The 13,334-nt window shown below is 37.8% G+C and carries 11 protein-coding genes; 9 read left to right on the forward strand and 2 right to left on the reverse strand.

The genetic code is table 11. The features are described 5' to 3' along the window. The first annotated feature begins 3 nt into the window (after positions 1-3). From EHQ52_RS12845 to EHQ52_RS12870, 6 genes are all read left to right on the forward strand, one after another. Complete coding sequence (locus tag EHQ52_RS12845; RefSeq protein ID WP_135615526.1) at positions 4-339, forward strand: ArsR/SmtB family transcription factor; 336 nt, start codon at positions 4-6, stop codon at positions 337-339. A gap of 2 nt (positions 340-341) precedes the next feature. Next, complete coding sequence (locus EHQ52_RS12850) at positions 342-818, forward strand: SRPBCC domain-containing protein (RefSeq protein WP_135615527.1); 477 nt, start codon at positions 342-344, stop codon at positions 816-818. Between the two features lie 11 nt (positions 819-829). Next, complete coding sequence (locus EHQ52_RS12855) at positions 830-1,720, forward strand: alpha/beta fold hydrolase (protein WP_135615528.1); 891 nt, start codon at positions 830-832, stop codon at positions 1,718-1,720. Between the two features lie 60 nt (positions 1,721-1,780). Next, positions 1,781-2,251 carry an ankyrin repeat domain-containing protein gene (locus EHQ52_RS12860; protein WP_135615529.1) on the forward strand — a complete coding sequence of 157 codons (471 nt, stop codon included), beginning with the start codon at positions 1,781-1,783 and terminating at the stop codon, positions 2,249-2,251. 302 nt (positions 2,252-2,553) lie between these two features. Then, on the forward strand, positions 2,554-3,672 hold the full coding sequence (locus EHQ52_RS12865) for a serine hydrolase domain-containing protein (RefSeq protein ID WP_135615530.1): 1,119 nt from the start codon (positions 2,554-2,556) through the stop codon (positions 3,670-3,672). Further along, positions 3,669-3,998: a hypothetical protein gene (locus tag EHQ52_RS12870; RefSeq protein ID WP_135615531.1), complete on the forward strand. Its 330-nt coding sequence runs from the start codon at positions 3,669-3,671 to the stop codon at positions 3,996-3,998. The genes EHQ52_RS12865 and EHQ52_RS12870 overlap by 4 nt, the downstream gene beginning before the upstream one ends. On the opposite strand, the gene EHQ52_RS12875 is transcribed toward EHQ52_RS12870, so the two are convergent. After that, on the reverse strand, positions 3,995-6,970 hold the full coding sequence (locus EHQ52_RS12875) for a SpoIIE family protein phosphatase (RefSeq protein WP_135615532.1): 2,976 nt from the start codon (positions 6,968-6,970) through the stop codon (positions 3,995-3,997). The genes EHQ52_RS12870 and EHQ52_RS12875 overlap by 4 nt on opposite strands. A 292-nt stretch (positions 6,971-7,262) precedes the next feature. Continuing rightward, on the reverse strand, positions 7,263-8,114 hold the full coding sequence (locus tag EHQ52_RS12880; RefSeq protein ID WP_135615533.1) for an NmrA family NAD(P)-binding protein: 852 nt from the start codon (positions 8,112-8,114) through the stop codon (positions 7,263-7,265). Positions 8,115-8,243: 129 nt separating this feature from the next. Here EHQ52_RS12880 and EHQ52_RS12885 point away from each other — a divergent pair, with 129 nt between their 5' ends. The 3 genes from EHQ52_RS12885 to EHQ52_RS12895 all read left to right on the forward strand — a co-directional run bounded on the left by EHQ52_RS12885 (position 8,244) and on the right by EHQ52_RS12895 (position 13,196). Continuing rightward, complete coding sequence (locus EHQ52_RS12885) at positions 8,244-9,149, forward strand: AraC family transcriptional regulator (RefSeq protein WP_135615534.1); 906 nt, start codon at positions 8,244-8,246, stop codon at positions 9,147-9,149. A gap of 92 nt (positions 9,150-9,241) precedes the next feature. Then, positions 9,242-10,633, forward strand: a complete 1,392-nt coding sequence (locus tag EHQ52_RS12890; RefSeq protein ID WP_135615535.1) for a 3' terminal RNA ribose 2'-O-methyltransferase Hen1 — start codon at positions 9,242-9,244, stop codon at positions 10,631-10,633. Next, positions 10,623-13,196 carry a polynucleotide kinase-phosphatase gene (locus tag EHQ52_RS12895; RefSeq protein WP_135615536.1) on the forward strand — a complete coding sequence of 858 codons (2,574 nt, stop codon included), beginning with the start codon at positions 10,623-10,625 and terminating at the stop codon, positions 13,194-13,196. The genes EHQ52_RS12890 and EHQ52_RS12895 overlap by 11 nt, the downstream gene beginning before the upstream one ends. Positions 13,197-13,334 lie beyond the last annotated feature (138 nt).

Below are 13,334 nucleotides of genomic sequence, written 5' to 3' on the forward strand. Positions count from 1 at the left end.
CAAATGCTTAACAATTATTCACTGGACAGGATATTCTATGCTTTGTCTGATCCGACTCGTCGCGATATAGTAGAAAGACTGAGTAAGAAGCCAGCTTCTGTAAGTGAGCTTGCCAGTCCCTTGGCTATGAGCATGGCTGCAGTAGTCCAGCATGTGCAAATTTTGGAAGAAAGCGGTTTGATCAAGACCCAAAAGATAGGTAGGGTGCGGTCATGCAAGGTAGAAACGAATTCATTAGAGCTAATCGAGAACTGGCTGAACCAGCGTAGAAAATTCTGGGAAAGGAATTTTGATCGATTAGGAGAATTTTTGGAAAAAACGGAGAAAGGTAAGAAGTAAATATGGAAACACTGAAAATCGCTCACGAAATTTTTAGTATAGAAAGGGTTTATCAATCAGATCCAGAATCCGTGTATTCTGCATGGAGTAATATAGAAGCAAAAGCAAATTGGTTTATAGGTCCAGGCGATTGGTCAGTTGTGGAGAGAAAACTGGACTTTCGCATCGGAGGAGAAGAGATACTACATGGTCGTTTTCCTAACGGAAAAGAGACCTTATACAAAGCTAGATTTTCCGATCTAATAAAAAACCAAAGGATCGTTTTCGTTTACGATATGATCTTAAGCGGAATAATCCACTCAGTCTCCATCGCCTCTGTAGAAATTGAAAGAGTGGATCCATCCAGCACTAAATTAACATTCACAGAACAGGTCGCATTTTTGGACCGGACTATCGGAAGAGAAGGTGTTGCATCTAGAAGGGAAGGCACCTTGGCACATTTAATAAGATTAACAGATTATCTTGAAAAGGTAAAATAAGGAGAATTAAAATGAAAGTTTCTAATTTATTATATTATATTTCTATATTGTTCACGGTTGTTACTTGTTCCTCAGGCAAGCCATTTCAAATCAGAGAAACACCGACTCTGATTATATCCGAACCGATCGAAAAAGGCCTCGCTCCTATCAAAGATATCCAGATGTATTATGAGATCCATGGTAAGAAGGATGGGATACCTCTTGTTCTACTGAATGGAGGAGGTTCCACGATAGAAGTAACTTATAGCAGGATACTTCCTCTTCTTGCTCAAAACCGTAGAGTGATTGCTTTAGATGAACAAGGACATGGAAGAACTACAGATAGAAATGCTCCTGTCAGTTTTGAAACTTCTGCGGAAGATGTGGTTGCTCTTCTAAAATTTCTTAAAGTGGAGCAAGTCGATATTTTTGGTTTTAGTAATGGTGCAAGCGTTGCGCTGAATGTGGCGATCAAACATCCGAAACTCGTACGAAAACTTATATTTGCTTCTTCCATCACAAAGAGAGACGGTGCTTATCCTATGTTTTGGAATTTTATGAAGAATGCTACTTTCGAGAATATGCCTCAAGCTCTTAAGGATGCTTTTCTAAGGGTAAATCCTGATCCTCAAAAATTACATACTATGTATGAGAAAGATGCTGCGAGAATGCGCAACTTCAAAGATCTTAGCGATAAAGATATTAGAACTGTCGGAATTCCAACATTGATCTTACTTGGGGACAGGGATGTTCCTAAACTTGAGCATGCTGTGGAGATGGTCCGAATGATCCCCAAAGCAAGACTTTTGATTTTGCCTGGAGGACATGGAGATTATTTGGGCGAAGCGATCATGTCACAGGGAAAGGATCGATTCCCTGAATTGACCTCTGCTTTGGTCCAAGATTTTCTGGATTCTCCATAAAGATAAGATCAAAATCCGTATACCGACAGTCTATTTTCTAAATATAGATCGGGAAATAAAATGCTAGATTGGATTAATAACTGGATTAAGGATCGAAAGACTCTACAAAGAGGAAAAGAATTATTTTCTAAGATCCAAAACGGAGACAAACAAGGTTTCAGAAAAATTTTAGATCTGATCCCAAATAAAGGAGAGCTAAAAGAATGTACCAAAGGACTTCTTGGGTTTTGTGCCTCTGAGATCCAAGATCCATTTTACTTGGAGACTTTGTTGAACGCTGGCTTGGATCCAAATCTTCCGGATAGAAACGGGATTTTTCCTATTCATAAAGCTGTTGAAAATGGTAAAATCCAACCTGTTCAGATCCTTTTAGAACATGGAGCTGATCCCAACGTTGCGGATCCCCAAGGTGTGACTCCATTACATATTTCTTATAGTTATGATGGATTAGCGGAAATTTCAGATCTTCTAATTGCTAAGGGTGCGGACACGGAAAAAAGAGATAATTTGGGCAAAAGATATTTAATGTAATTTCTACTGCAGGAACTCCAACATTTTTTACTTGTAAAAGTTACTACTCAGTTTGTTGGAATTCCCACATTATGTAGGAGTTCAAACCTCACGGTATAAACAGTTTTGGGCGGCCCGCTCGCTTTTGCTCGGGCCGCGCTACTTCGATTTCGCTATCGCTCATCCGGACTTGGTCCGGACTAAAGATCTACGTATCGCTGCCGCAGGAAATTTTGCTTTGTATTTAAAATTTCATATTCAATCCGAATATTTTGGAATATTTTATAGTTCGGACCTTTCCCATTTATGTCCGAGAGTTTTCGATGGGAACGTATTTCAAAAAAGTCTGGCTACTTCTTCTAATATTCTTTGGTGTTTGCTCCGGAGTAGAAAATTTCCAGTATTCCGCTTATAATATTAATATTAGCGAAAAGGAAGAAGTAATATCGTTATCTAAATGGGCGACGGAAAAACAATTTCAAACAAGCAAATCTAAGATCCGCACAAATGCAATTTTGGTCATCCAAGACGGAAAGACAATATTAGAAGCTTATTCTTCTGGATTCGGACCGAAAACGTTACATCCAACCTGGTCCATCAGCAAATTTTTATTGAATGGAGCTGTAGGTCAGGCAGTTGCTTTAGGGAAATTGGATATGGAAAAACCTGTCCGATTTTATCTGCCAAAATCACCAGATCCAAATTCGGAAGAATTGAAAGTGAAACATTTGCTCTTTTTCGCTTCCGGGATCGACTGGAAAGAGAGATACGAATGGGCGCCTTTCAATTCTGATATTCTGGAAATATTATACGGAGAAGGAAATCGAGATATCGCAGATTATATTTCTAAATTAAAGTTTTCTCATGCTCCAGGGGAAAAAATTTCTTATTCAAGCGGAGATTCTAATTTATTATCTGCAGTTTTAGATTCAGTCGAAAAAGATTTTCCTGAAGTCTATTTTAAACGGATCGGGATCCAATCCTATGTTTGGGAAAGGGATGGCAAAGGAGTTCCGGTAGCTTCTTCTTACGCATATCTATCTGCAAGAGATCTTGCAAAAATTGGATCACTGTATTCGGAAGAAGTTACAGGAAAGTCATCTGGGATCTTTCCGAAGGATTGGATCTCTAAAACTTTTAGAATTTACGATCTTAAAAGCAAAAGACCTTGGTATCTGGATATATTTCATATTCCGACTATGGGAGGACATGTGTATCTAAATCGGTTCTCTCCTAATTCGGAAGATCTTTATTACCCGAAACTTTCTTCCGAGTCTTTTTTTGCCTCTGGACATTGGGGGCAATATATGATCGTAGATCCAAGTAAAAAATTGGTAGTGGTCCGTTTGGGGAATGATAGAGGTGCAAGATTTCCAATGAAAGAGTTTCTAGATCGTTTACTTCCTATCTTGGATAAAAAGGATACAGGGAAAGCTCCATGAAGAATTTTATAAAAGTATTATATATTTTGGGTGCTGCAGTCTTAATATTGTTCTTATTTGTCTTTTCAATCTGGAAATGGAAGATACTTCCAGATTCTCTCGGAAGAGTATATTCTTCTTTTGTAGCGAAAGAAGGTTGTTCTTGTTTATTTGTTGTTAAAGGTTCGGAAGAATATTGTAAAGATTATACAAAACAATTTTTCTCCCCGGATCGTTGGATCCAGGAAGAGAATTCTCTATCTGTTGAATTTTCTAGCCTGTTTACCAATTTTAGATCAAAGGCTGTTTTTAAACCGAAGCAGGGTTGTAGCTTGGATTTTCCTTAATCCATCTCTAAAAGTTTTTTTAGTTTTCGGATATTCTTATTATCCGGATCTATTTCTTCTACGGATTTTGTGAAACCGATTGCTTCTTCTCTGTTTCCTAAAAGTCGATTTAGATCAGAAAGATGGACCAGATTTTGTACATTCATTGGCTGCATTTGGTTTACCATCATTGCTGCTTCTAAGGATTGAGCCAAATTACCAATTCGCTTTTCTGCAATGGATAGATAATACCAAAGCTCTGCTGTATCCGGATCCTGGCTCAGATATTTGCTGAGCACTTTTACAGCTAATGGATAATCTTTTTCTTTAAAGCTGATCAACCCGAGTAGTTTGTTCAGTTTTTGATTATTATTATCTGTTGCATACGCATCCAGAAGGATCGAGATCGCTTTCTGAGCCTCTCCATTACGATATAATTCTTTTCCTTCTTTATAAAGACTTTGTAAAACTACTTTGTCTGCGAAGTCATTTCGATCTTCTCTTTGATCAATCGCAGGCGCGTTTACTTCTTGGAATCCTATTCTTAGAATAGAAAGGTCATCGATGACTTCTCCAATACTTCGGATATTTTTTTCAATGGATTTGATCTCTCCGTGAGATCTTTCTACCACATCTAAGAATACATTTTCGTCTTCGTTGATGACCCTCTTATTATTCTGTATGTCTAATAATAGATCGTCTCTTCCGTCCGACGCCAGTATGATCAAATCTCCAGGATGAAGTTGGAATTTTTTCACCTTAAATTCGAACTCTGAATCCAATCCTAATTTACGAAGTTCTAATGTGTCTTCTAGGAAAGAAGCTTTGCCATCTCTGTATAATACAGAGAACGGGTGTTCTGCGTTCCAATAGAACATCTCTCCTGTTTCATCGTCGATCAATGCTACGGTCGCGGAGATGACCATGGTCCCATCAAAACTTTTGAATACTGAATGGATTTCCGTATAGGTTTCCGTCAGCCATTCTTCCGGTGTTTTTGATAGGACTCTCTTGTTTGCAGCGGATCTTGCCATGATTGAGTTCATCACAACTCCCATGACCAAGGAACCTCCTGCTCCTTGCATTGATTTTCCCATGGCGTCCCCATTCATGGCCATAGTGAATTTTTTATAATTATCAGGAGTTCCTAATCTTAAATTCCCAGTTAAGCAGATATCCCCCCCGAGTTCTCCTTGCTTATTCCGAAATTCGAAATATTTTTTTTGCCTGATAAGAAAGCTAGTGTTTACTTTAGAAGACTTGTTCGCATTATAGAAGAGAGGTTTTGCAAGTAGGGAAGTTAAGAAATAGTCCCCGTCTTGTTGGATTTTCAGTCTTTGGACTTCTTCCATTTTTTCTTGGACTTCTTTTGTACGTTCTTCTACCTTTTCTTCTAGATGGTCTGCATGTTCTTGTAATTGTTCTCTGGCGCCTCGGATTGAATCTACCATTGAGTTAAATGATAGAGATAAGAAACCGATCTCATCCATTGTTTTGATCGGAACGTTTACATTTAAATCTCCATGGTTAACCTTTTCCACTCCGGATAATAGGTTATTGAGAGGATGGATCAAACTTACTCTTAATAGGATAGGGAATGCTATTAATATAAAAATTGTTGTTCCAAGGATGATCAGTATTAACCAACGAGCGACATCGTGGATAACTTGTCTGAATTCTGCATATGCGAATCCAACTTCGTATCTAGTTTGTCCTATCACGAAATCATAATGAATATAAAATTCTCCTGCTATCCTGAAAAGTCTGGAGCTTAAAGGAAGATTTGTTTCTTTCATTTCTTTTAGGGTGATCGCCTCTAATTCGGATTCAGATTTTCCTTTATGTAATTTTTTATTCTTCTCGATAGCCTCCTTGAGCTGTTGGTTTTTATAATACCTTTCTCCTTCTTTCAAAATCGTTTGGTTCAAGCCATCTTTGGAAAATAAGATCTCATATTTATGATCGAATATGCCTGGGCCAACCGGGCGAGATAAAACGTATCTTACGTTCGGAGGAAAATTTGTGTCTCCGTTACGGATTTCGGTTTTGACAGAGTTCATCTCCACTAAATCTTCTTTCTCGATGGATTTATCTGTGGAGAATAAGGTGATATAACTGATGGCTCCTAACGCTAATACAACAGTGACCACAGCACTTGAGAGGATCTTTCCCATAAAACTTGTAGGTTCTGGAGAATGATTTAGATAAGCACTCTGTATGAAAAATATTGTGATTACAGATAAGATAAAATATGTGATCGCATACGTGTCGTATGATAGAACTCCAGACTTATTCAGCACGTTATTATATGCATTTAGTATATTTAAGATCACTGTGAGTAAGAATGCTCTTAGCGCGATCCCTTCCTTTCTGGCAGGAAGCAAGATTCTCATAATATTTAAAGGAAGAAAGAGTAGGGTTTTAACCAATATACGAACAGGAAGAGCCGAAGAGCTTACTGCAGTATTCCATCTTTGGAATATTCCCGTATAACGAGAAAAGTAAATGATCTTTCTGATTAGAATAACTGTGCTGATAATGAAGCAGAGAAGAATTGCAAAACTCGCTTCTTTTCCAAAATCGAAACTATAATGGTGAGCAGAAAATAGATAAATTTTTTCCATTCCCGCTGTTTTCAGAATGAAATGGATCCATGCCGCGAGTGCGATCACCAATGATAAAGGGATGATGATCTTGGATTCTCTAGGATAAATATTTCTCGGGAAATGATAACAGAAGCCTATAAAACCTACAATCCCGAAGATTACAAAAACTGTAAGATATCTATGATAGGCTGCTAATGGACTGAATATGGAGTAAGAAAGAAAATAACCAAAAAACATGGTCCCATATCCCAGATACATTAGGATTAAATAATATGTGGGTAAAGACCTGTGCTTATTGAATACCAAGAATCCACTTAGAACGAAGGTTAAGAGGAACAGAGAGAAGACGCCGCTTGCATGATGGGAGAATAGAATGGAGGCTTCCATATTGGAGTTGTTAGATTTTGCATAAACGACTAATTGTCAAGAGGATTCCTGAATGCAGGATAAATAGCACCAAATGAGGCGGCTATTTTAGATTTTTATCGAGCGTTTGATCGACAAAAGAAAATCATTTCAAATCTGTTTCAGAATTTATGATAAATTGCTATATGCACTAAAACTTTTGTATTATTTTCTTCTTTCGACTTTTTATAATTAGGTGAATTTGGCTTCGTAGCCGTTGTCCCACCTTAATCGATCTAAAAATGTCTCGATTAAGGTCGAACAAGAGACGGTTTTAATTTAACCAAACCTTTTTGTTTTGTTCTGCATACTCATCAAAGGAGATTGGGTCCTTTCCTGTAATCTCCCGAACAGTATTTAGTATAGGAGAAGAATGGCCATCTTTCAGTGCTCCAGCAATAAATACCATAAAACTTGCATAGTCTTCAGGAACACCTGCTTGTAAAAGGCCGGACTTAAATTCCTCTGGGCTGATATCTATGTAACTCACCTTCAAGCCGGTATGTTTAGAAATTTTTTCGGCTACTTCTTCATGAGTAAGCGCTTCTTTTCCGGTCAACGTTATACCTTTTCCATTGAACCCGTCATTCAAAAGAGCAGAAACAACAGAAGAAGAAATATCATCTGTATGGATAAAACTAGTTTTTGCATTTCCAGCCGGGAAGAATATTTTCTTATCTTTTAAGATCCCAGACAGCCAATATGTTTGGAAATTTTGCATGAACCAATTCGGTCTTAAAATTGTATAAGGAACTCCAGAATTTTCTAAACTAATCTCTAACTTTCTGAATGGAGCCTCAGGAGGTGCGAATTCAACTCCCATCGCACTCATTAAAACCACCTTCTTCAAAGAATAAGTTTTAGCTTTTTCAAACCAAGGACTTAATACTGAATATTGGTCTGTGTATCCTGGGGGAGAAATGAAGAAGGCTCTCTCCACTTTTTCCAAAATTTCAGTTCCCTTTGATGCTTGAGTTGCATCCGCAAATACCCAATGTAGCCCCGGAAGTTTTTTACCTGCATCTGGATTTCTGGTGCCTGCATATACCTCATGTCCTAGATCCAATAGTTTAGAAATTACGGAACTAGAGATCTGTCCTGCTCCGCCATAAACGAAAATTTTCATTTGATTTATTCTCCTGTAACTTTGAATGATACAAGATGTCCTGAAATTAGGCTATGTCCCAGGATCTAAAAAACATATCTAAGAGTATAAAGGAATCGACTTTTGGATATTATATCGTATTCTTAAAATATGGATATTTTATCGGAAATATTGACCAATGCGGGTTGGAAGGCGGATCTACTCGCAAGAACTTCTCTGTATAAACCTTGGGGATTTCGTTTTCCATGCGAGAAGAGCGGAGGATTTCATATTCTTTCCCAGGGTTCCTGTTATGCAAGGATCAAAGGAAAATTGATCCACTTAGAAAAAGGGGATATTCTATTCGTCGCAAAAGGTTTGGATCACGACCTTGTATATTCTCCTGATGATAAGGTCGTACATATTTCCAAGTTTATGGAAATGTCTGAAAAACAAAAGAAGTCTGAAAAACTTCCCTTAACCACATTCGTTTCTGTTCGTTATGAGGTTCCAGATACTGCTCAGCATCCGTTCTTCTTAGAACTTCCTGATTATATTTTAGTAAAGTCATCTGATGTTCTGGCTCATCATCCGTTAAACACCACTCAAGTATTAATTTCTCAGGAATTAGATTCAGGCATTGGTTCTGATCTGATATTACAAAGGTTAACCGATATTCTTTTGTACTACGTAATCCGGCATTGGTTGGAAATCCATCCTTCTTCTTCTCCTGGATGGAGAAGCGCTTTTAAAGACGAAAAAGTTTTAAGAGCGTTAGAGGCATTGCATCGAAAACTTTCTTATCCTTGGACCTTGGAAAAATTATCCAGAGCGGTCGGAGTTTCTAGAGCTTCCATTGCAAATCGATTCAGAGATGTTTTGGGATGTACTCCTATGGACTATTTGGCAAAATTAAGAATGGATAAGGGAAAAATTTTGATGGCAGAGGAGAATTTTACCTTAGAGGAGATTGCAAGGACAGTGGGTTATTCCTCTGCATTTGCTTTTTCCAAAGCTTACAAAAGAATTCATGGACTTTCTCCTAGAAATTCGGAGCAGGAAAGATTGGGGGCTTGAAAATTTAGAATATTCCTTCTTTTTGATTTTCAACATTCTTTTCTATTTTAATTTGTCCGTCTTTAGCGGAGAAACGATAATTTTATTGTTCTATGTTACTTACTATTTCTACAACTAGGGAGCAGGCTACCGATCTAGGTTTTTTGCTGCATAAACATCCTGAAAAATTTCAGACTTCTGATTTTTCTTTTGGGAAGGTTCGTCTTTTTTATCCTGAAAGAGATCCAAATAAAACCACCTTCTGTTTAATGTTGGAAATCGATCCGATTGCTTTGGTTCGAGGAAGGCGAAAAAATGGAGAGTCTCAATTTGCTTTAGAACAATATGTTAACGATAGACCATATGTAGTTTCTTCTTTCTTGTCAGTTGCGATTGCTCAAACTCTTTCATCTGCCTTGAACGGAACTTGTAAAACAAGACCTGAACTAGTTCAGGAAAAGTTCCCTCTAGAGATTCACATTCCAGTATTGCCTGCCCCGAAGGGAGGAGAACCTTTAATTCGTTCATTTTTTGAACCTTTAGGGTACGAATGCGAAATTAAGAGAATTCCCTTAGATCCAAAGTTCCCTGACTGGGGAGAAAGTAGATATTACTCTCTGGCATTAACGAATAATATCACAATTAAGGAACTTCTCTCTCATTTATATGTCTTAATTCCTGCCTTGGACTTGGATAAACATTATTTTATAGATAAGGGAGAAATAGATAAGTTAGTCAAGAAGGGAGAAGGTTGGCTTACTTCTCATCCTCAAAAACAAGTGATAGTTGGACGTTATTTATTGAATATTAAACATTTTGCAAGAAGTGCGTTGCAAAAACTTAATGATGAAGAACATATTGAAGAAAAGAATGAAACACAAGAACCTGAGGATAAAGTAAAGAAGGAATCTTTAAACAAGATCAGGCTCAAAGAAGTTGTAAAAAAGATATCTGAATCTGGCGCAGAGAAAGTTTTAGATCTAGGTTGTGGGGAAGGGAAACTCACTAAAATTCTTTTACAGAATAAACAATTTTCTGAAATTTTGGCGATGGATGTTTCTTATTCAGAACTTTTAGTAGCGAAAGAACGATTAAATTACGAACAACTCCCCGAAAGGCAAAAGGAAAGGTTAAAATTTATACAAGGATCTCTGATTTATAAAGATCCGAGGCTGCAAGGTTTCGATGCAGCCGCAGTAGTCGAAGTGATTGAACATATGGATTTGAACCGATTGAGATCCTTTGAAAGGGTACTTTTCGAATTTTCACGCCCTAAAACTGTTGTACTCACTACTCCGAATAGAGAATACAATGTACTTTACGATAAACTAAAGAATTTCAGACATCACGACCATCGTTTTGAATGGACTAGATCCGAGTTTCAAGATTGGTCCGGAAAGGTTTGTGATAAATTTGGATATTCCGTAGAATTTTTTCCAGTAGGAGAAGTTGCGGAAAACATAGGAGCTTCAACTCAAATGGCGGTATTCACGCTTGGAGATTAATATACCTGAGTTATCCGTAGTGGTAATGATTGGAACTTCCGGTTCCGGCAAATCTAGTTTCGCCAAAAAACATTTTTTAAAAACGGAAATTCTTTCTTCTGACGAGTGTCGGGGAATTGTTTCCAACGATGAAAATGATCAAGAAGCTACTACGGAAGCGTTTGAGCTTCTGCATTATATATTAGGCAAAAGACTAAAAAAGGGACTTTTGACCGTAGTGGATGCTACGAACATTCAGAAAGAATCGCGCCGTCCCATTATTGAAATCTCTCGTTCATACCATTGTTTACCTGTTGCGATTGTTCTGGATATACCGGAAAATATATGCATAGAAAGAAATAAAAATAGAACAGATAGAACTTTCGGACCTCACGTTATACGAAACCAAAGAAGCCAGTTGAAAAGATCTATTCGTAATTTGCGAGAAGAAGGTTTTCGCAAAATTTACGTACTAAGATCACCAGAGGAAGTAGATTCAGTTCTTTCGATAATTAGAGAAAAATTATATAATAATAAAAAAGAAGAGTTAGGGCCATTTGATATTATAGGTGATATTCATGGTTGTTATGCAGAGACTAAGGAGCTTTTAGAGAAGCTTGGCTATACAATCCGCGAGGTGGAGGATGACGGATCAAATTTTGGTTTTGATATACTGCCTCCGCAAAATAGAAAAGCAGTGTTTGTGGGAGATTTGGTAGATAGAGGACCAGATTCTCCTTCTGTACTTCGACTTGTCATGTCCATGGTCCACTCCGGTGCTGCTTTCTGCGTGGCCGGAAATCATGATTGGAAATTGCAAAAGTATTTAAATGGCAAAAAGGTCAATTTAAAACACGGATTAGAAAGAACAGTCGAACAATTGGAAAAGGTTCCTGAGAATTTTGTAAAATCTGTACAAACTTTTTTAGATAATTTAATCAGCCATTACGTATTTGACCAAGGTAAGTTAGTGGTAGCTCATGCAGGCTTGAAAGAAGAGATGCAAGGTCGAGGATCTGGTGCAGTTCGAAGCTTTTGCATGTATGGAGAAACTACTGGTGAAATTGATGAGTTTGGATTACCGGTCAGATATCCTTGGGCAAGAGAATATCGCGGTCGCGCTAAGGTAGTTTATGGTCATACTCCAGTAAAATATGCCGAGTGGTTAAACAATACGATTAATATAGATACTGGGTGTGTTTTCGGAGGCAAACTAACTGCATTACGTTATCCTGAAGAAGAGATTGTACAAGTAGATGCGAAGGAAATTTATTTCGAATCCGCAAAACCTTTAGATTTTGATCAGAAACCCGGCTTTTCTTCTCAACAAGATGACGATGATTTACTCGATATTTTAGATGTGATTGGTAAACGGATCGTTCAAACTAGTTTAAGAAATAATATCACGATTAGAGAAGAAAATTCCATAGGTGCTTTAGAGGTGATGAGCCGATTTGCGGTGAATCCTAAATGGTTGATCTATCTTCCTCCTACGATGTCTCCATGCTCTACAAGCGAGCTTCCAGGATTTTTAGAACATCCACTTCAAGCTTTTCACTATTATAAAAAAAGGGGAATTGCTAAGATTGTATGTGAAGAGAAACATATGGGTTCTCGTGCAATCATAACGATTTGTAAAAGTGAAGAAGTTGCAAAACTTAGATTTGGTGTAGAAGGAGAAGGATTCGGAATTTGTTATACTAGAACAGGTCGGAACTTTTTTAATGATCCTAATCTTGAAAAGGAATTTCTGGATCATCTGAATCGAGCCTTAACCATTAGTGGCTTTTGGGAGAAGTTTCAGACGGATTGGGTATGTATAGATTCCGAATTGATGCCTTGGTCTTTGAAGGCCCAGTCTCTTATACGAGATCAATATGCAGCAGTTTACTCCGCAGCTTTTGCTTCGTCTTCGGAGGCAATTCGTCTATTAAAGCAAGCAGCAAACCTCGGGCTTGAAGAAGCTTCCGAATTAATTAGGGACTTCGAAAATAAACAAGCCTCTGTTTCAAAATATGAAGAAGCATATTCTGCATACTGTTGGAAAGTGGAATCGATTGCAGATTTAAAGTTGGCTCCTTTTCATATTCTTGCGACAGAAGGAAAAACTTATACTGACAAATCCCATACTTGGCATATGGAAAATATTTCGGAGATTTGTAGATTCGACTCAAACCTATTAAAAGCGACTGAATATAGATCGGTAAATTTAGAATCAGAAAAGGAAACCGAAGATACAATTGGCTGGTGGCTAAATCTAGTTTCAAAAGGAGGAGAAGGTGTTGTGGTTAAACCTTTTGACTTCCTTGCTTTTGGAAAAGAAGGTCTACTGCAACCTGCTATTAAGTGCAGGGGACCTGAATATCTTCGCATCATATATGGTCCAGAATATGATCGCCCTGAAAATCTTGAAAGGTTAAGAAAAAGAGGTTTGGCTAGGAAAAGGTCCTTAGCGTTACGTGAATTCGCTTTAGGTATTGAGGCGTTAGAACGTTTCGTAAAAAAGGAACCGTTGCGCAGGACTCACGAATCCGTATTTGGAGTTTTGGCCTTAGAAAGTGAAGATATAGACCCTAGATTATAATTTAGTCTTGGATTTCATATGGTCGTTGCATCAAGATGATTATCGCTTTATTGATAGAAATTTCCTCTAGAGTTTTCCCCTATAACCGGTTCTAATCCGTAAACAATCTTCTTGACGGATATCGGTTTTGAGATTCTT

Source organism: Leptospira koniambonensis (assembly GCF_004769555.1).
Taxonomy (GTDB): domain Bacteria; phylum Spirochaetota; class Leptospiria; order Leptospirales; family Leptospiraceae; genus Leptospira_B; species Leptospira_B koniambonensis.